At 58.7% G+C, this 16,990-nt stretch carries 15 protein-coding genes; 2 read left to right on the top strand and 13 right to left on the bottom strand.

Features of this window, described 5'->3' with window-relative positions; genetic code table 11:
- The first annotated feature begins 4 nt into the window (after window positions 1-4).
- Window positions 5-2,506, top strand: coding sequence for a helicase C-terminal domain-containing protein (locus CFB04_RS11655; protein ID WP_088535431.1), 2,502 nt, complete (start codon window positions 5-7; stop codon window positions 2,504-2,506).
- A 103-nt stretch (window positions 2,507-2,609) separates the two neighbouring features.
- Here CFB04_RS11655 and CFB04_RS11650 read toward each other — a convergent pair whose 3' ends face one another.
- From CFB04_RS11650 to CFB04_RS11625, 6 genes are all read right to left on the bottom strand, one after another.
- A complete protein-coding gene (locus CFB04_RS11650) occupies window positions 2,610-3,239 on the bottom strand; it encodes a carbonic anhydrase (RefSeq protein WP_088535430.1) in 630 nt (209 codons plus the stop codon).
- Window positions 3,240-3,263: 24 nt separating this feature from the next.
- Entirely contained in the window at window positions 3,264-3,797 is a 534-nt protein-coding gene (gene purE, locus CFB04_RS11645; RefSeq protein WP_088535429.1) for a 5-(carboxyamino)imidazole ribonucleotide mutase, read from the bottom strand.
- A 122-nt stretch (window positions 3,798-3,919) separates the two neighbouring features.
- Window positions 3,920-4,273 (bottom strand): hypothetical protein, encoded by a 354-nt coding sequence (locus CFB04_RS11640; protein ID WP_088535428.1) that lies wholly within the window; start codon window positions 4,271-4,273, stop codon window positions 3,920-3,922.
- 73 nt (window positions 4,274-4,346) lie between these two features.
- On the bottom strand, window positions 4,347-4,814 hold the full coding sequence (locus CFB04_RS11635) for a hypothetical protein (protein WP_088535427.1): 468 nt from the start codon (window positions 4,812-4,814) through the stop codon (window positions 4,347-4,349).
- A 168-nt stretch (window positions 4,815-4,982) separates the two neighbouring features.
- Window positions 4,983-5,255, bottom strand: coding sequence for a cytochrome c3 family protein (locus CFB04_RS11630; RefSeq protein ID WP_088535426.1), 273 nt, complete (start codon window positions 5,253-5,255; stop codon window positions 4,983-4,985).
- Window positions 5,256-5,343: 88 nt separating this feature from the next.
- Window positions 5,344-6,087, bottom strand: coding sequence for a ComF family protein (locus tag CFB04_RS11625; RefSeq protein ID WP_172825488.1), 744 nt, complete (start codon window positions 6,085-6,087; stop codon window positions 5,344-5,346).
- A 259-nt stretch (window positions 6,088-6,346) separates the two neighbouring features.
- Between CFB04_RS11625 and CFB04_RS11620 the strand changes: the two genes are divergently transcribed.
- Entirely contained in the window at window positions 6,347-8,281 is a 1,935-nt protein-coding gene (locus CFB04_RS11620; RefSeq protein WP_197692510.1) for a sensor histidine kinase, read from the top strand.
- Window positions 8,282-8,391: 110 nt separating this feature from the next.
- On the opposite strand, the gene CFB04_RS11615 is transcribed toward CFB04_RS11620, so the two are convergent.
- The 7 genes from CFB04_RS11615 to CFB04_RS11580 all read right to left on the bottom strand — a co-directional run bounded on the left by CFB04_RS11615 (window position 8,392) and on the right by CFB04_RS11580 (window position 16,937).
- Window positions 8,392-10,266, bottom strand: coding sequence for a tetratricopeptide repeat protein (locus CFB04_RS11615; RefSeq protein WP_172825487.1), 1,875 nt, complete (start codon window positions 10,264-10,266; stop codon window positions 8,392-8,394).
- A gap of 152 nt (window positions 10,267-10,418) precedes the next feature.
- Window positions 10,419-11,000 carry a peptidoglycan-associated lipoprotein Pal gene (gene pal, locus CFB04_RS11610; protein WP_088535423.1) on the bottom strand — a complete coding sequence of 194 codons (582 nt, stop codon included), beginning with the start codon at window positions 10,998-11,000 and terminating at the stop codon, window positions 10,419-10,421.
- Between the two features lie 560 nt (window positions 11,001-11,560).
- A complete protein-coding gene (locus CFB04_RS11600; protein ID WP_255396939.1) occupies window positions 11,561-13,993 on the bottom strand; it encodes a heavy metal translocating P-type ATPase in 2,433 nt (810 codons plus the stop codon).
- 56 nt (window positions 13,994-14,049) lie between these two features.
- Window positions 14,050-15,054 carry a sterol desaturase family protein gene (locus tag CFB04_RS11595; protein WP_088535420.1) on the bottom strand — a complete coding sequence of 335 codons (1,005 nt, stop codon included), beginning with the start codon at window positions 15,052-15,054 and terminating at the stop codon, window positions 14,050-14,052.
- A 73-nt stretch (window positions 15,055-15,127) separates the two neighbouring features.
- On the bottom strand, window positions 15,128-15,670 hold the full coding sequence (locus tag CFB04_RS11590; protein WP_088535419.1) for a DUF1440 domain-containing protein: 543 nt from the start codon (window positions 15,668-15,670) through the stop codon (window positions 15,128-15,130).
- A 171-nt stretch (window positions 15,671-15,841) separates the two neighbouring features.
- Window positions 15,842-16,399 carry a YeeE/YedE thiosulfate transporter family protein gene (locus tag CFB04_RS11585; RefSeq protein WP_088535418.1) on the bottom strand — a complete coding sequence of 186 codons (558 nt, stop codon included), beginning with the start codon at window positions 16,397-16,399 and terminating at the stop codon, window positions 15,842-15,844.
- Window positions 16,389-16,937, bottom strand: a complete 549-nt coding sequence (locus tag CFB04_RS11580; protein WP_088535417.1) for a YeeE/YedE thiosulfate transporter family protein — start codon at window positions 16,935-16,937, stop codon at window positions 16,389-16,391. Before CFB04_RS11580 ends, CFB04_RS11585 begins: the two co-directional genes overlap by 11 nt.
- Window positions 16,938-16,990: the final 53 nt, after the last annotated feature.

Below are 16,990 nucleotides of genomic sequence, written 5' to 3'. Positions count from 1 at the left end.
AGCGATGAACCGCTACTTTTCTCCTGCCGCCGTGCTGCAGATGCAGCAATCGATTGCCGAGGCGGACGGCAACGAGGTCTTCTTCCTCGGACGTACCGACGAGGCACGCATCGTCATCGAGGTCGAGCCCCTTGCCCGGGGAAACCGCGATGCCGTTGCAGCCATCATGATCGCCACATCCTTCGGCGACGTGGTCATTCACAACCACCCCTCCGGCCAGCTCACCCCCTCCCAGGCAGATGTGGAAATCGCTTCCATTCTGGGAAACCAGGGAGTCGGGTTCTACATCGTCGACAACCGTGTCGAGCGATGCTATCAGGTTGTTTCCCCCTTTGCGCGTCCCAGCACGGAACGTCTCTCCTATCCTGAAATCGAGCGCTGGTATACCCCCGGCGGGATCCTTTCTGCAGGTCTGGCCGGGTACGAACACCGGGAGGAGCAGACAAGGATGGCGTTCGCCGTCGCCGAGGCCTTCAACGAGGAGCGGGTGGCGGTGATCGAAGCCGGCACCGGCACCGGCAAATCTCTCGCATACCTCCTCCCCGCCCTTCTCTGGGCCGTCCGGAACAAGGAACGGGTCGTAGTTTCCACCAACACCATCAATCTCCAGGAGCAGCTGACGAAGAAGGACCTTCCCTTTCTGCGCAAGCAGGGGGGGATCGAGTTCAGGGCGGTGCTGGTCAAGGGGCGCAACAATTATCTCTGCCTGCGAAAGCTCGGCGCAGCAGGAGAAGACCCCACTCTCTTCAAGGATGAGGGAGCCCCGGAACTTGACGCCATCGTGGAATGGAGCCGCTCCACTGCCAGCGGCTGCCGCAGCGACCTTTCATTCATCCCGCGCGACGAGACATGGGAGGAGGTCTGCTGCGAGGCGGATCAGTGCGGCAGGGTGAAATGCTCCCACTATTCCCGCTGCTTTTTCTATACGGCACGCAGGGAGGGCGCCAGTGCCGACCTGCTCGTGGTGAACCACGCCCTCCTAATGGCCGACGTGGCGGTGCGCCAGGAGACAGGCTACTCCGCATCGGCCATCCTTCCTCCTTTCGAGCGGCTCATATTCGACGAGGGGCACCACCTGGAGGACGTGGCGACGAGCCACCTTTCGGGACAGGTCTCGCGACAGGGATTGCTGAAGGTCCTCGGGCGGCTGCAGCATCCCCGAAAGCCGCAGCGCGGCCTGCTTCCTCAGCTTTCAGCACTGCTTTCCAGGGAGGTTCCGGAGAGCATGGACGACACCTACATGGAGATAGCCGGCATCCTCGAAACGGCCCTGGTGCCCAAGCGCCTCGCCCTTTCCGACACGGTGGGCCGCGCGATGGATGCTATCGGTGTCGCCCTCATTGCTTACCTGAAAGGAGAGGATTCGGCACGGGAACAGAAGCTTCGCCTCGTCCCCGAGGTGTACGGGAGCGACTTCTGGCGCGAGGCCGCAGAGGAGGTCCGCGCGCTGGCCGAAACCCTTTCCGACTATACCTCGGTACTGGGCAGATTCCTGAAGGCTTGCAGGATGCTCCCCGACCCGGTACTTGACCGGATGGCGGGGCCGTTGGTGGACCTAAAGGGGATCAAGGGGAGGCTAGAAGGCAGCATTGAGCAGCTTCTTTTCTTTGTGGGAAGGGATGAGGGATTCTGCCGCTGGTTCGAGTTGCGCAAGGGAAGCAGGGGGATGCTTCTTAGGCTATGCGCCTCCCCCCTGGAGGTCGCCGAATCGATCAAGTCTGTGATCTTCGACAAGTTCAAGACTGTAGTGATAACCTCGGCAACCCTCGCGGTGGGGGAGCGCTTCGACTATCTTCAGAAACGTACGGGGGTGTCCCTCCTGGAGAAGTCCCGTGTAACGGAGCTGCTACTTGCTTCACCCTTCGATTACGAACGTCAGGCCTTCGTCGGTATTCCCGCAGACATTCCCGAGCCCACCGCCCCCGGATTCGCCGCCGCGCTGCAGGATCAGCTGCTGCGTGCTCTCACGATTTCCCGTGGGCGCGCCTTCGTACTCTTCACCTCCTACGACCTCCTCGGACGGACATTCAACCGCCTTGCCCCCCGCCTGCAGACCCTCGGCATTACGCCCCTTCGCCAGGGGGAGATAAACCGCCATCTGCTCCTCTCGCGCTTCAAGAAAGAGCCGGGAGCCGCGCTGTTCGGAACTGACTCGTTCTGGGAGGGGGTCGATGTCCAGGGAAAAGCCCTCCAGCTTGTGGTGATAACCAGGCTGCCTTTCAAGGTTCCCACGGAACCGATTCTCGCTGCACGTGCGGAGCATATCGCCGCCACGGGTGGAGACCCCTTCATGGAATATACGGTCCCGCAGGCGGTGATCAAGTTCAAGCAGGGTTTCGGGCGCCTCATAAGAAGCCGCGACGACCGCGGCGCCGTCCTTATCCTCGACAGCAGAGTGCTTACCAAGAGCTACGGCAGATTTTTTCTCAGGGCGCTGCCGGAAGCGGTGATGATGAAGGGGAGTTCGGAGGAGCTCTATGGGGAGATGGAGCGATTCTTTGCCTGAAGTGGAGAGCACGGAGGGAATGTGCGACAGGGCACGGCAGAAGAAGGTCTCACCCTCTTCTGCCGTGCCCTTTACCTGCTAAAAATAAACTGAATCGTATACCTCAGTGCGGTTCGAACCTTCCCAGCTCCGGCTGATATTCCAGCAGTTCCCCCGCCGATATGTCGAAGTACCACCCGTGGAGCGAAAGCGTTCCGGCAGCGATGCGCTCCGAGATCCAGGGAAAGGTCCGGAGGTTCTCAAGGGATAGAAGGATCGCCGCCTGCTCCGCTGCCCGTTGCTGGAGCTTGCTGTCCTTATCGGGCAGCTCCGCAAGAACACGTTCACGGGCTGCGTTAGCGATGGTCATCCATCGTGAGATGAATCCCCCTCCCTTGCATCCACATGTGCCGGCCATCAGGGCATTGATCCCGCCGCACTGGGAGTGGCCCAGCACGATGATGTGCTCGACCCCCAGGTGGCAGACCGCAAACTCAAGCGCTGCGCTCACGCCGTGCTGCCCCCCGTTTTCCTCGCACGGTGGGACCAGATTGGCGACATTGCGGACCGTAAAGATGTCACCGGGGGAGCAGTTGGTGAGTATGGCGGGGTCTACGCGGGAATCGGAGCAGGCGATGATCATCGTCTTCGGGCTCTGGCCCGCCTTGAGAGGCTCGAACAGCTCCGATTCCTTCCCGAAATAATTCTCCTGAAACTTGCGGAACCCCGCAATGAAGCGCTGGATGTCCTTCATCTCGATTCTCCCTCGATTCTCCTGTCAGTTGCCCTTCGTCAGTGCCCGCAGAGCTTCGTCGGCGGTCTGGTCGTAACGTGCCCGCTCCCGCTGGGCTGCAAGCTCCAGAGCCTTGTCGATCTCCGGGTACTTCAGGGCCAGAATTCTGGCTGCAAGCATTGCGGCGTTGCGGGAGCCGTCTATGGCGACGGTGGCTACAGGTACCCCCGGCGGCATCTGAACAGTCGAGAGAAGGCTGTCGAGTCCCGTAAGGGGGCCGTTTCCGAGAGGCAGGCCGATCACCGGGAGTCGCGTATGTCCTGCTATGACCCCGGCGAGATGTGCCGCCACCCCGGCGCAGCCTATCAACACCTGAACCCCCTCACGGTGCGCACGCTCTAGGTAGGCGAGCACCTTGTCAGGGGTACGGTGGGCCGATGCCACGATGATTTCGCTTGGGATGCCGAGCTCGGTCAGCGTGTCGCGGACCTTGACGACGGTCGGCAGATCATTGGGGCTGCCGGTGAGTATGCCGACAAGAGGGGTTGACGGTATGGCGGTTTCGGGTACGTGAGACATAGATTATCCTTTCAGATAGTAGCTGTTCCGGGCCGTGCCGGAATAAAGATTTCGAGGAAAAACCTGCTGCCGGTCCAAGGGCCGGCGCGATATTTAAAGCATACAGTAAGGGCGGCTGCAAATCAGGCGTGATTCTGTGGAGGGACGAAAATAGTTCGATAGGTATCGAGTGCGGCTGCGGAATGGACGGAATGAGGGAGCGGGAGGAGAGGGGGCGCGTAGACGGGAGCCGCACCGGACGAGGCCAGCAGCGAATCGTAATCCGTGTACGAGTGCTTGGGAGGCTTGTGCTCTTCATGGGGGGCCGGGGCGGCCTGTTCGAGGGTGCAGCAGACCGTAGAGCCGGTCCCCTTCAGGAGCGGACCGTTCTTTTCCCCTTCGGGTGCAGGCGTTACGGCATATACCTTCAGCACCATGAAGAGCATCAGCAGCGCTACCAACCTGAGCGCGTATCCTGAACGGCAAACTTTCATCATCTTTACCTGCCGAGACGATAGATAACCAGCACCTTTTTGTCAATAGGAGGATTAAGTCCGCCTTCGTCCCCGGTCAGCTTCGTTCCCTGATGGCGCGTCGCGCCGCGAAATTGAAGCACTGGAAATAGGTGAGGGCCGTCACTGCGAAGGTGAAGAACGTGGTGCTGAGGACGAAGGTGGCAGGTGGGGCCTTGGCGATGAACGTGAAGAAGAAGATGAAGATGGAGGTCTTGATGAAGTCGCTGAAAACCCGCTTTTTACGCAGCTCCTTGAGCTGCTCTGGCGTGAGCCCCGCCGCGCTGGCGGTTATTTCCCGCTCTACCTCGCGCCCGGCTGCCTTTTTGATAGGGTAGAAGATGGCCAGTTGGATCAGCACCGTGGCGATTATGCTGTTGAGAAAGACCTGGGGCATCCCCTTGGCCCGAAAAGTCTCCTGGAAGTTTACGGCCATGAAGATGAGCAGTACGAAGAAAAAGATCTGCACCACTGTGTGGATCATGATCAGTCTGCGCAGCTTCCTGAAGTCGTACCCTGTCGCCATAATGTTGATTCCCCTGTTCTGATGCTTGAGTAGGTCCGGACCGGAGCATTACCATAGCAAACATAACCTTGTTTTACAAGGATGAAGGCTGTTGCCGGACAGCGCATTGCTGTTGGAAGCATAAAAAAAGGCCCCGAAAGGGGCCTTATCACATGATAAATGGAAGAATTACTTCTTGTGGCACTCGCCGCACTTGGTGGGGCCGGCCTTCTTTGTCTCGTGGCACCCTTTGCAGACCTTGTGGGCGGTGTCCTTGTCCAGGTCGAGCTTGCCGGGAGCTTTATCGCCGTGGCATACCTTGCAGTCGCCGGAAGATTTGTGCTTGGTGTGGTTGAACTTCACGTCACCGTTCTTTGCCTTCATTGTGACGATTTCATCGGCGGCCAGCGCGGAAGACGCGGCAAATGCGATCAACATGGCAGCAGTAACAAGTTTCTTCATGTTCTCCTCCTCATTATAGTTTGAAAGCCCGTACAATTTACCGAGTTTGCACTGCGATGTCAAGCCCTTTGATGCGTATAACCGCTGTTCACAAGGGTGCGCGGGCGACCGTGACTGCAAATACCTCTTCTGAGCCGGAGCGGAGAAGAACCTTTGCGCATTCCCTTATGGTGCTTCCGGTGGTGCAGACGTCGTCGACCAGAAGGATACGTTTTCCCCTGATTGCTGCGTCATCCCATACGGCGAACGCTCCCCTCACGTTGGCCGCCCGCTCTTCCGCGGAGAGTTCGGTCTGCGGAAGGGTGAATCGGGTGCGGCGCAGGCTTCGCCGGCAGAGGGGGACACGCCACTGCCGTGCGAGCACCTGACCGAGGAGCAGAGACTGGTTGAATCCACGTTCCCGTAGTTTCCGCGGGTGGAGTGGGACGGGGATGATCAGGGATGGTGAAGCCGCAGATACGAAATTACCTAGCAGCTCTGCCGTAAAGAGACCCAGTGGACGACAAATCTGAACCTTGTGCTGGTACTTGAAGCGGTGGATCAGCTCCCGAGCTTTCCCCTCATACAGCAGAGCTCCGCGCATCGTGAGGGGAGGGTGTCTTGTGCTGCAAACCGAGCAGAGGTGGTTGATCCCGCCTTCCGTCCTGAAGGGGATGCCGCATGCCGTGCAGAGGGGGGAGGAAATGGAGCGCATCTCCCGGAGGCATTCATCGCAGAGGTGGAGATCGTTTCCGTTCGACATCCAGGAGCCGCAGAAATGGCAGCGAGGTGGAAATATGATGTCGAGAGCCGCCCGGCAAAAAATCTTCAGAGGTTCCCTGAACAGTGACATTGCGTTGACAGCCCAAATTCCGGAGGAGAGGTGGTGTTTATGATTGATATAATTTAATTCAGGAGCCACGAAAACTACTTTACGACCTGGGGGATGTCAAGGCTTTTTGAAGGCATCTTCAATGAGAGTAAATTCAGAGCGCCGGTGCCGGCTCTATCCAGCCCGCCAGAACGGGGATCGGCATGGCCGGATTTTAATAATAATAAAATGTATAAGTCGCTTTAATTTAATGGATGCATTTGTAGCTTAAGTTATGGTAATGACGATGATGTCCGGCATCTTCGACATGATGGCGAGGGGTGGCATGTTCAGACTGTTCACTGCATGCATAAGAAGGAACCTTCTGATCCTGGCAGGGATTCTGGCTCTGCCCGCGGTTGGAATAGCCATCAATGATGTATTTTCAGAAAGGCGGGAATCCATCGCCCAAGCCCAGGCGGATTCAGAGCGCCTTGCCGTGGATATCGCATCGGAGATGGAGAATCTCGTTGCCGGTGCACAGCAACTGGCCAGCGCGCTGGCTCAATCATCCGAAATAAGAAATCAGGACCAGGAGAGAACCGAACTTATTCTCCGGAAAATCCGGGGGTTGAATCCTCAGTATGTAAATCTCGCGGTTTCCGACCGGACCGGAAGATTGTGGGCCTCTGCAGCGCCGAGGAGATCCCCTGTTTCGGTTGCGGACAGGAGGTACTTCAAAAACGCTTCGGCGACGAGAAGATTTTCATCAGGCGAATTCGGGATCGGCAGAACTTTCAGGAAACCGACCATTAACTTCGGCTATCCCATGGAGGACCGGATAGGGGAACTCGAGGGTATCATCTCCCTGAATTTCGATCTGGACTTTTTCAGGGATCTTCTCAAGCGCTCAGGCCTCCCACCAGGCTCCATGTATGCGATTACAGATCATAGGGGAACCATTATAAGCAGGGGCATCGCACCTGCAGCTTATGTCGGGAAACCTCTGGACCTGACGTTGTTCAGGCACATAAAGTCGGACCCCGACAAGAGTCAGTTCACCGGTTCAGGCCTCGACGGTGCAACAGAGTTTTTCATAAGCCACCGAAAGCTTTTCCTCGCCGGTGAAACAGATCCATATGTCTATATCGTCAGCGGAATCCCCGTAGATGCGGTCGTACAGAAAGCAAACAAGGCTCTCCTTTTGAAGCTGAGCGTTCTTGTCCCCTTCATACTTGCGGCGCTTCTGGTAGTGCTGCTCATAGCCAAATTTTCGATAATCGATCGTATTTCCGCACTGGAGGCAACGTCGCAACGGATTGCCGCCGGGGATCTGGAGGTCAGGGTTCCTGAGTTCGTGAAGGGGGGAGAACTGGGAGAGTTTGCCGCCGCCTTTGATTTTATGGCTGCTTCCCTTGCCGAGGACATGCGTCGGCGGGAATCGGCCGAGGCGGCCCTTGCAGAGAAGCAGCACCAGCTGGAAGAATTGAATTGCACCCTTGAGGGCAGAATTGCCGAAGCAGTCGCGGAAATTCGCCAAAAGGACCAGGCCCTGATTCAGCAGAGCAGGCAGGCAGCGATGGGAGAGATGATTACCTACATCGGCCATCAATGGAAACAGCCGCTCAACAATATTGCGCTTCTGGTTCAAACTTTGGGAGTGAAGTACGAACTGGATCAGGCATCGAAAGATGATGTGAAGTCCACCATCGAGAGAACCCTTGAAAATATCGGATTCATGTCGCGGACGATCGATGATTTCCGCAATTTTCTCAGATACGACAAAGAGAAAAAAACTTTTGTGGTGAATGAGCTGGTTGGATGGAGCCTCAACTTCATATCTCCCTCTTTTTCCAGTTGTGGAATTTCAGTAGACCTGAAGGCGGAAGGGGAATTCAGGGTAATCGGATATCCGAATGAATTCATCCAGGTCTTGCTCAATATTCTGAACAACGCTCGCGACATCTTCCTGGAGCGTGATGTCCGCGACCCGCAGGTGCAGATCGTGATATCCAGCGAGAACAACAGGTCTGTAGTTGCCATCAGGGATAACGGAGGGGGGATACCGGAAGAAATACTGCCCATGATATTCCAGCCCTACTTTACAACCAAGAAGGAGGGGAGCGGGACCGGCATAGGGCTCTACATGTCGAAGGTGATCATCGAGAAGAACATGAACGGGAGTCTCACTGCCCGTAACGTAGGCAACGGAGCCGAGTTCAGGATTGAAATTTGAGCTATGGAGTTGCTGTCGGGCAATGCCCGTTTTTCCGGTGCAGCCGAAGAGGCGCTGATTCGGCTGCACCGGAGTTCCGGGACAAGATGATGGTGCTGAAGTAACTGAGCTTACCGCCGTTTCGTCTTCTTCTGCTTGGGCGTGTGCTTCACATTTTTTTGTTTCGTCTTCTTTTTGACGATCTTCTTCTGCTTTTTGCCGGCTTTTTTCTTATACTGGGCCGGTTCGGGCGACAGGTCATTCTTTATCCGGCTGAGGAGCAGCGGCGGCTCGTCGAGGTTCGGGTCCGCTTTTTTGGCGGCTTCGAGAGCCTCTCTGGCTTCTTTGATCTGCCCTTTTTTCAGATAGAGCCGCCCAAGGGCGTTCAGTCCCTTCGCATGGTCGCTCTTCAGTCCGACGGTTTTTTCATATTCGGCAATGGCCGCTTCGAAATCCTTCCTGAATTCGTAGATGATTCCCAACTTGTAGTGGGCTCCGGGATCCTGAGGGTAAAGCTCGGAACCCTCCTTGAGCAGGACGAAGAGATCCTCGTATCGTTTCTTTTTTACGGCAATTGCAATGAGCGCGGAGCGTGCATCCGAGTCTTCCTTTTTAAGGCGAAGCACCTCCCGGTACTGGGCTTCTGCTCCGTCCACCAGGCCCCTTCTAGTGAAAAGAGATGCCAGTTCTCTGCGGGCCTCAAGATTGTCAGGGGCGAGCCGTACTGCTTCCTGATACTCCGCCAGCGCCTCCGGGTACTTCTTCCCCTTCTCGTAAACCTTTCCCAGTTTCAAATGGAGTACGGGATTGTCGTTCCTGACTTTGATGAGTTCCTTGTACTGCTCCGCCGCTTCCTCGAAGTCCCCCCGCAGAAAATATATCTCAGCGAGCCTCCTGCGGGCGTCACCGTTGGCCGGGGAGAGCTTCAAAGCCTGCCGGTACTGGGTTGCCGACTCATCGAGGAGACCCTTGCGCTCGTTAAGAACTCCAAGGTTGTAGAAAAGATCGCCGTCGGCACCCTTCAGGGAGACGGCCTTACGGTATGCGGCAATGGCTTCATCGTCACGGCCGGCCGCCATGAAGGCATCCCCGAGTTTCTGAAGAACGTCGGGCTGCTCGGGCTTAACGCTCAGGGCAGCCTCGAAGGCGTCGGCTGCCTTCTCGAAGTCGCCTTCCGAGTAGCGTTCGTCACCCGTGCGGATGTATTCGGCTGGGTCGATTGTGTCGGCAGCTCCGGCAAGCCGGTATTCTTTCATGGCATTCTCATAATCTCCCCTGTCTTTGAGGATGTCGGCCATGAACCGGTGAATGTTCCTGTCTTCCGGGTTCCTGACAGAGGCGTTCTCAAGCTCCGCCAGGGCTTCATCCGGCCGGTCGAGGGAGAGGTACACCCTTGCCCGCAGGAGGCGTGCGCGTTGGTTGTCCGGCTCCACAGCCAGGATACGGGAGAGTTCCCTTTCTGCGTCCTCTAACCGCTCCGCGCCGAACATTGCTTCGGCCAGGCCGATCATGACCGGGCTGTCTCCAGGGAAAGCCCGGGCTGCTTCGGAATAATGGAAGGCAGCCAGGTGATACGCCTTCTGTCCAAGGAGAATCTCTGCCAGCGCCTTGTGGTATTGCGGGTCCGCCTTTCCCATCAGCCCTCTGGTAAGCTCGACCGACGCCTCGGAAACATCCCCTCTTTGCGCCAGCAGAAGCCCCAGGTTGCCGTGAGCAACCGAGAGCGTATCATCTAGGGCCAACGCCTTGCGGTACCGGGCGACGGCCTGTTCCGTTTCTCCCGCTTCCTCACGGCGCAGAGCCTCTACGAAATTGGCTGCCGCCCCGTCAGGGCAAAGTTCCAGTGCTTTTTCCTCCTGATTCCTCCGCTCGTCCTCATTGCCGGATAGATTTCTTACGATATCCTTGGCTTTGTCACATTTATTCTCTTCTCCGAACCCCCAGGTGAAACCGCAGGATATGGAGGCGAAAAGCATAAGTAGCAATAATTTTTGCATATTTTTCATATGATCTCCAGGTCGCAGAATAGAGACCTTTCCATGCATTGTTGCAGGGAAAGGTTTCATCCTGCAGCAGAAACGGTTCCTGTTGCGGCAGCACCGGCATCGATGTCCACCGTAGAAGTCCAACAGGGAACTTACGGCACTATCCTGAACAGCTATTGTGCCGTTACCACGAATTCGTCCCGCCGGTTTTTCGCCCACGAAGCTTCATCACTCCCCGGGACGGCAGGTTTCTCTTTACCGTAGCTGATTACCGACAGCCTTTCCGCCGGAACTCCCAACGTTACCAGATATTCCAGTGCGGCCTTTCCCCTCTTTTCACCGAGGGCCAGATTGTACTCGTCCGAGCCCCGTTCGTCGCAGTGCCCTTCGATTCGGAATTTAACGCCGGACTTGCCTTTTATCTCGCGGGCATTCCGAGTGAGTGCATCACGGGCGGCAGGCGACAGAAGGTACGAATCGAAGTCGAAGAAGATGTTTTCCAGGGCGAGCTCCTGAGCCAGGGACTTGCCTGCGTTATCTGCCGGTCTGCCACCCACAGGAGTCTCCTTGACCGCTTGCTCTTCGATGGCGGCTTGATCACTGGAGTCGGTGCCGGCAGGTGCTTCCGCATTTAGTACCGTTGCTGCGGGTGCAGTGAGTTCCTCCTTTTTCACCAGGTCCTTCCTGGCACAGCCGCCGGCGACAAGTACTCCAAGCGCGACAACAGTAAAATATTTGCTGAATATCCTATTCATAGCTTCTCCCCTTTGATAGTTATTCATATATAGCTGGTTGGATGCATGTGTGCCTTGCAGGACACGCAAGATGCAGGTGTCCCCGGGGTCGCGCCGCGAGGCGCAAACCGGGCAGGCATCATCGGTTTTGGGGGATTACGCGGGGATTAAGGGAGGAGCGCGGGCAACGTGCTGTTGTACGAGGATCGAGCTGAAGCTCTCTAGCTTGCAGAGGAATGAAGTCCTGAACAGCGGGGGGAGGCCGGGAGCCGTGGGGGGCTGGCAGGCCTCAAAGACGGAGGTTGCGCTTGCCTTCTGTCCTGCCGGCTGACCGGCTTTGACAGGGCTTTCTATGACGGCACGTGGGCGGGGCTTGGGCGAGTGGGGCCTGGTGATATCCGGGACCCGCATCCCGAGGAATACCAGGAAAAAGGAGACTGCCAGAGCCACCTTTCCCGCGTGTCTTTTGCTCCATGGGGTTCGCCGCGTGCCGTTCATCGGGAGGGACTTTACACCAAATTCCTTAGAAATTCAATGAAGCACCTGCCCGTCTGTGACAACCTGCGTCTTTCGGGTTCACCTTACAGATCGACCTTGCGAAGCCGCAGCGCGTTCGCTATCACCGACACCGAACTGAACGTCATGGCCGCGCTGGCGATCATGGGGCTGAGCAGCAGCCCGAATGCCGGGTAGAGGACACCCGCAGCAATGGGCACGCCGAGCACGTTGTAGATGAAGGCGAAAAAGAGGTTCTGCCTGATGTTCCTCATGGTGGCCCGGCTCAAGCGGCGGGCTCGGGCGATGCCGCGCAGATCCCCCTTTACGAGGGTAATTCCTGCGCTCTCCATGGCGACGTCGGCGCCCGTTCCCATGGCGATCCCCACGTGCGCGCGGGCGAGAGCCGGTGCGTCGTTGATCCCGTCCCCCGCCATCGCGACTGTGCCCCCCGATTCCTGGAGGCGGGATACCGCGTCACTCTTCTCGTGGGGGAGCACCTCCGCCACAACCTCGTCGATGCCGAGCTTCCGTGCCACTGCCTCTGCGGTGGCGCGGCTGTCGCCGGTAAGCATGACGATCCTCACCCCCTCATCGTGGAGAAGGCGGATTGCCTCTCCCGTCGTTTGCTTTACCGGGTCGGCAACGCCTATGATGCCGGCGGGGCTGCCGTCCATCGCCACGAGCATTACTGTCTGTCCTTCCCGGCGAAGGGCCTCAGCCCGCTCCGGGAGAGAACCCGGAGGGATTCCCTTTTCAGCGAAAAGCTGGCGGTTCCCGAGAAGTATGGAGCGCCCCTCGACCCTCCCGATAACCCCCTTGCCGGGAAGCGTCTCGAATTCCCGTGCCTCGGCCAGTGCCATGCCTCTCTCTTCGGCGCCTTTTACTATGGCCGCTGCAAGGGGGTGCTCACTCCCCCGTTCGAGACTGCCCGCCAGGCGAAGAACCTCCTGTTCATCGAATTCGGGTTCGGTAGACACGGTGACGAGGCGGGGTTTCCCCTCGGTGAGGGTGCCGGTCTTGTCCACCACCAGAGTATCCACCTTTTCGAGCACTTCCAGCGCCTCCGCATTCCTTATCAGAACCCCCGCTATCGCTCCGCGCCCCGTTCCGACCATGATGGACATGGGGGTGGCGAGCCCCAAGGCGCACGGGCATGCGATGATGAGCACCGCCACCGCGTTCACGAGTGCATAGGCCATGGATGGCTCGGGACCGACGAGGCTCCAGACGATGAAGGTGATGATTGCGCTTGCAATCACTGCCGGCACGAACCATGAGGAGACGAGGTCCGCCAGGCGCTGGATCGGCGCCCGGCTCCGCTGTGCTTCCCCCACCATCCGCACGATCCGGGAGAGCAGGGTATCGCTCCCAACCCGCTCCGCTTCCATGATGAAGCTCCCGGTGCCGTTTACCGTCCCTCCGGTGACCCGGCTTCCCGGTGGCTTCTCCACCGGAATGGGTTCGCCGGTTATCATCGATTCATCCACCGAGCTCAGCCCTTCGCGCACAACACCGTCCACAGGCACCTTCTCTCCCGGGCGTACCCGCAGCCGGTCCCCCGGCAGCACCTGTTCGAGGGGAACCTCCTCTTCACCGGTTTCCGAAAGCCTTCGGGCCGTCGCCGGCGCAAGCTGAAGCAGCGCTCTGATTGCGCTGCCGGTTCGGCTGCGCGCCCGCAGCTCCAGGACTTGGCCCAGGAGCACGAGCACGGTGATGACTGCCGCCGCTTCGAAATAGACGGCGATCTGGCCGCCGTGGCCGCGAAACGAGGCGGGGAAAATCCCGGGGAAGAGGGTGGCGACGACGCTGTAGACGTAGGCGGTGCCGGTGCCGATGGCAATGAGGGTGAACATGTTGAGGCTTCTGTTGACGATGGACTGCCAGCCGCGCCTTAAGAAAGGCCACCCACCCCAGAGCACCACCGGAGTTGCCAGGACGAGCTGCGCAAGAGCGGCAGGGCGCCCGTAGAGAGCGGGGTGGAGTGAGCGGGCGAACATCATCTCCCCCATGGCAATGAGGAAGACCGGCAAGGCGAACAGGAGGCCGATCCGGAAACGGCGGCTCATGTCCGAAAGCTCCGGGTTCGGCTCTTCCCCCGCCGTGACCGTCCGCGGCTCCAGCGCCATTCCACAGATGGGGCAGGAGCCCGGCTCGGAGCGGATGATCTCGGGGTGCATGGGGCAGGTATACTCGACGCCGGGCGAAGGCGCTGGAGTCGTGGGTTCGAGGGCCATGCCGCACTTCGGGCAGGAGCCGGGGCCGGTTTGCCGGACGTCGGGATGCATCGGGCAGGTGTATTCGGTATCCGAAGAGATTGAGTCCTTGTGCGCTTCTTTTTTCAGGTACGTTTCGGGGGAGACACGGAACTTCTCGACACAACGGGCGCTGCAAAAGTACCAGGTGTGCCCTGAATATTCCGCGGAGCCGGCTGCCGAGGCAGGTGAGACGTCCATTCCGCAGACCGGGTCCTTTGCCGTGTCCATCCCCGAGGGGGCGATTGTCTTGTCCTGATCCATGAGCATTCCGTGCACAGCTCCCGGCAGTCAGCTACCCGAGGCGAAGCGTCTTTACGTCACGCTCTTCCGGTGATGGAAGCGCTCCACCTCCTTCTGAGCCCCTGCCAGAATTCGTGCAACGGCAGCCCTGTGATATCCTCTTCCGAAGGAGCTGCGGGCACCTTCGGTCCGGTTTCTTCTGCCAGTGAGGTCACCGGGCCCGGTAACGGCTCGCGCTGCGGCTTGCCGTCGTCCACCATGTGCCAGCTGGGCCGGTCCACGACGAACGGCAGCTTGAGGATCTTCCCGGTAGTGAGTTCTTCAGGGTTCTGATAAGCCGCCACTCCGATGGTGATCCTGTCCTGGGGGACGTTCAGCCGGATGGTGCGGTGGAGATAGTCGGGCCAGCTGAAAATGGTGGACCAGTTTGAATCCGTTTCATCCTGGACGATGGAGTGATGAATCCCGTGCATCCGAGGGGTTACGATCACCCTGCACAATCGGCGCTCAACGTCGAAGGGCAGCCGGGTGTTGGAATGGTGGAACATGATCTCCATTAGGGTCAGCGTCTGCCACAGCGCCAGACCGAGGGGCGAAACGCCGATAACTGCCACCTGAGCTGTGCGCCACGGCACGGAAAGGAGCATCTCTCCCGCGTGGAACCGAAGCGCCGTCGAGGCGTCCAGATCCAGGTCCACGTGGTGGGCGAGGTGGAAGCGCCAGAGAAAGGGCACCTTGTGGGTAAGGTAGTGCCAGATGTAGAGCGTGTAATCGAGGAGTACCACGGAAAGGAGCAGGTCGGCCCACACCGGCAGCCGGCGGAGCTTCAGCAGGCCGATGCCGTGCCGCTCCACCATCCGGGAGAGTGGGGCGGTAACCGGTTTTTCCGTGAGTGCTATGGTCGCTGCCGTCGTGAGCGACATGAAAACATTCCTGGTGTCGCGGGAAGCCTTGCTTTGCCTCGACTTGCGCAGCGGGCGCTTCATTTCGAAGAACACCACCGTTGCAAGGGTCCCGAAGACCAGGACTGCATTGAGCCATGAGGGAAGTTCCCGGTACATTATTTCTCGTGATCGTGCCATTACAGCCCCCTTTGCAGGTATTGGACACAGGTTGCGCTTCTGGCCATCCCTGTCTCCCCGCTGCTCACCCTTTCTATGCCCTTCCCGGCTGACCTGCAGGCCATGTGCGCTGAGTCCCTCTTCCCGTCCCCCGAAGCACCATCTCGGCCGCCGCCGTCCAGGCGAGGTGGTTAACCATCTCCTTCGCCTTCGGCTGCCACGGCACCTTCTTCAGGCTCGGCGAAACCCCCAGCAGGGGCGCCAGTAATCCGTCGCAGGCAAAGAAGAAGGGAAGGGCGAAGGGAAGGCCGGCTCCCCTTGCAAGCTGCGGGTATTTTTTTCTGAGAAGTGTGTAGATCGTCCCCCAGACGAGGGAATAGGTAATGCTGAAAGCTGCGCGTGCCCGTTTCTGTCCCGTTTCAGTAAGTTCGTGTCCCGCTATTTTCTCGGCAAAATATGGCCCTGCGACGGCGTGAGCCGTTCCTTTTCTTACCTGCCGGTCACGTTTTTTCTGCTCTTCGCTCACCAGGCGATCCAGTAGCCTGTCGGCCAGGCCTGTGATGGCGGATGCAAGGAGACCGGCAGCCGCAGCGGTGATGAGCATCTTTCCGTCTACTCGCGATGTTGCAGTGTCCATGAGGCGTCTCCTTTCTGATTTGCCGCTTCTCCTGAAAGTGTAGCACGAACTTGAGAAGCGGCACTCGATGCGGGGATGGCAGCCGCAGGGGAGGTTTTCGGAGATGGCCCGGCACCCCTTCGGGCAAAAGCAGACGGACACTATGGTCCACCCACGATCCATGAGGCACAGTTACCGTTTCGGATGTAGCTGCGAGCCCCGGACCCGGAGCAGGATAAGCCCCGTGGCGAAAATCAGAGCGACCCCTCCTGCCCAGAGCGAGGTGGTTGTTCCGGTGGCCTGCGGCAGCGTGACCTTGCCGTAGTCGGGCAGCGCCTTGAAAAGGGGCTGGAGCCACGGAAACAGAGCCACGTACAGCGCTGCGCCGCAGAGCATCCCGAGCACCCCCACCATGGCGTCCCTGTGCCCTTCACCGCTTGCCGCTACGCTCGTGCCGGGACAGAGCCCGAAAATCGCCATTCCTATTCCGAAAAGAATCCCGCCTCCCACGACCCGCCCGACGGAAGCAGTCTGGATGTGTAGCGATGCCAGTCCCGTCGCGACAAGGATGTTCACACCGATCGTGCCGACGGCAACCGCCGTCCCCATGATTTTTACAACCGTCCAATCCTTCAGCAGCAGCTGGCCGAGTATCACATGGAACTTGGCGACCTGTCCCTTTTGCAGGAGGAACCCGAAGACAATCCCGGTGAGAAGTCCGAGTAAAAGTTTTGCAGGATCATCCAACATGATTCCGCCCCTCCCTTCCGTACAGCAGGAAGGCCGTTGCAACCGCCGCCGTAAACATCACCGGCGCGAAGATCCAGCTGGACAGCGCCAGTTGAAGGAAGCCGCTTATGGCATGGCCGCTGGTGCATCCCTGCGCAACCCGTGCGCCGAACATCATGATGAGTCCCCCCGCGAATGCTCCGGTATAACGTGCAGCGGGATTTGCACCGAATCTCCAGCGCCAGAGCTGTGGTACCTTTTCCCCCGGGCGATCCCCCGAGAGCTTTGAGCTCACGAAGGCGCCTATGAATACGCCGACGACCAGCATCCATTCCCAGTCGATCTTCGGTGATTTGTTCTCATTCGCTTTCTCTGCATAATAGGTGTTCTGCTCGGCAATCTGCGGTGCGGCGGCTTTTTGGACAAGGGCAGCACTGTATTCGAAAGCAGTGGTGATGCCGATCTGCCTGTCGGCACTGGCAAAGGCGAACCAGCTCAGAACGCCTATCGCAGCGCCTACCAGATAAGGGGACCATGACTTCAGGCGTAAAACATTCACCGCAACCTCCTTCCGTCACATGTTCCGGGGGGCCCTCGGAGCGCCCCCGGGAA

It is taken from the genome of Geobacter sp. DSM 9736, from assembly GCF_900187405.1.
GTDB lineage: Bacteria > Desulfobacterota > Desulfuromonadia > Geobacterales > Geobacteraceae > DSM-9736.
Note: the sequence above shows the minus strand (reverse complement) of the source record. Positions and strands in the feature narration are given on the sequence as shown.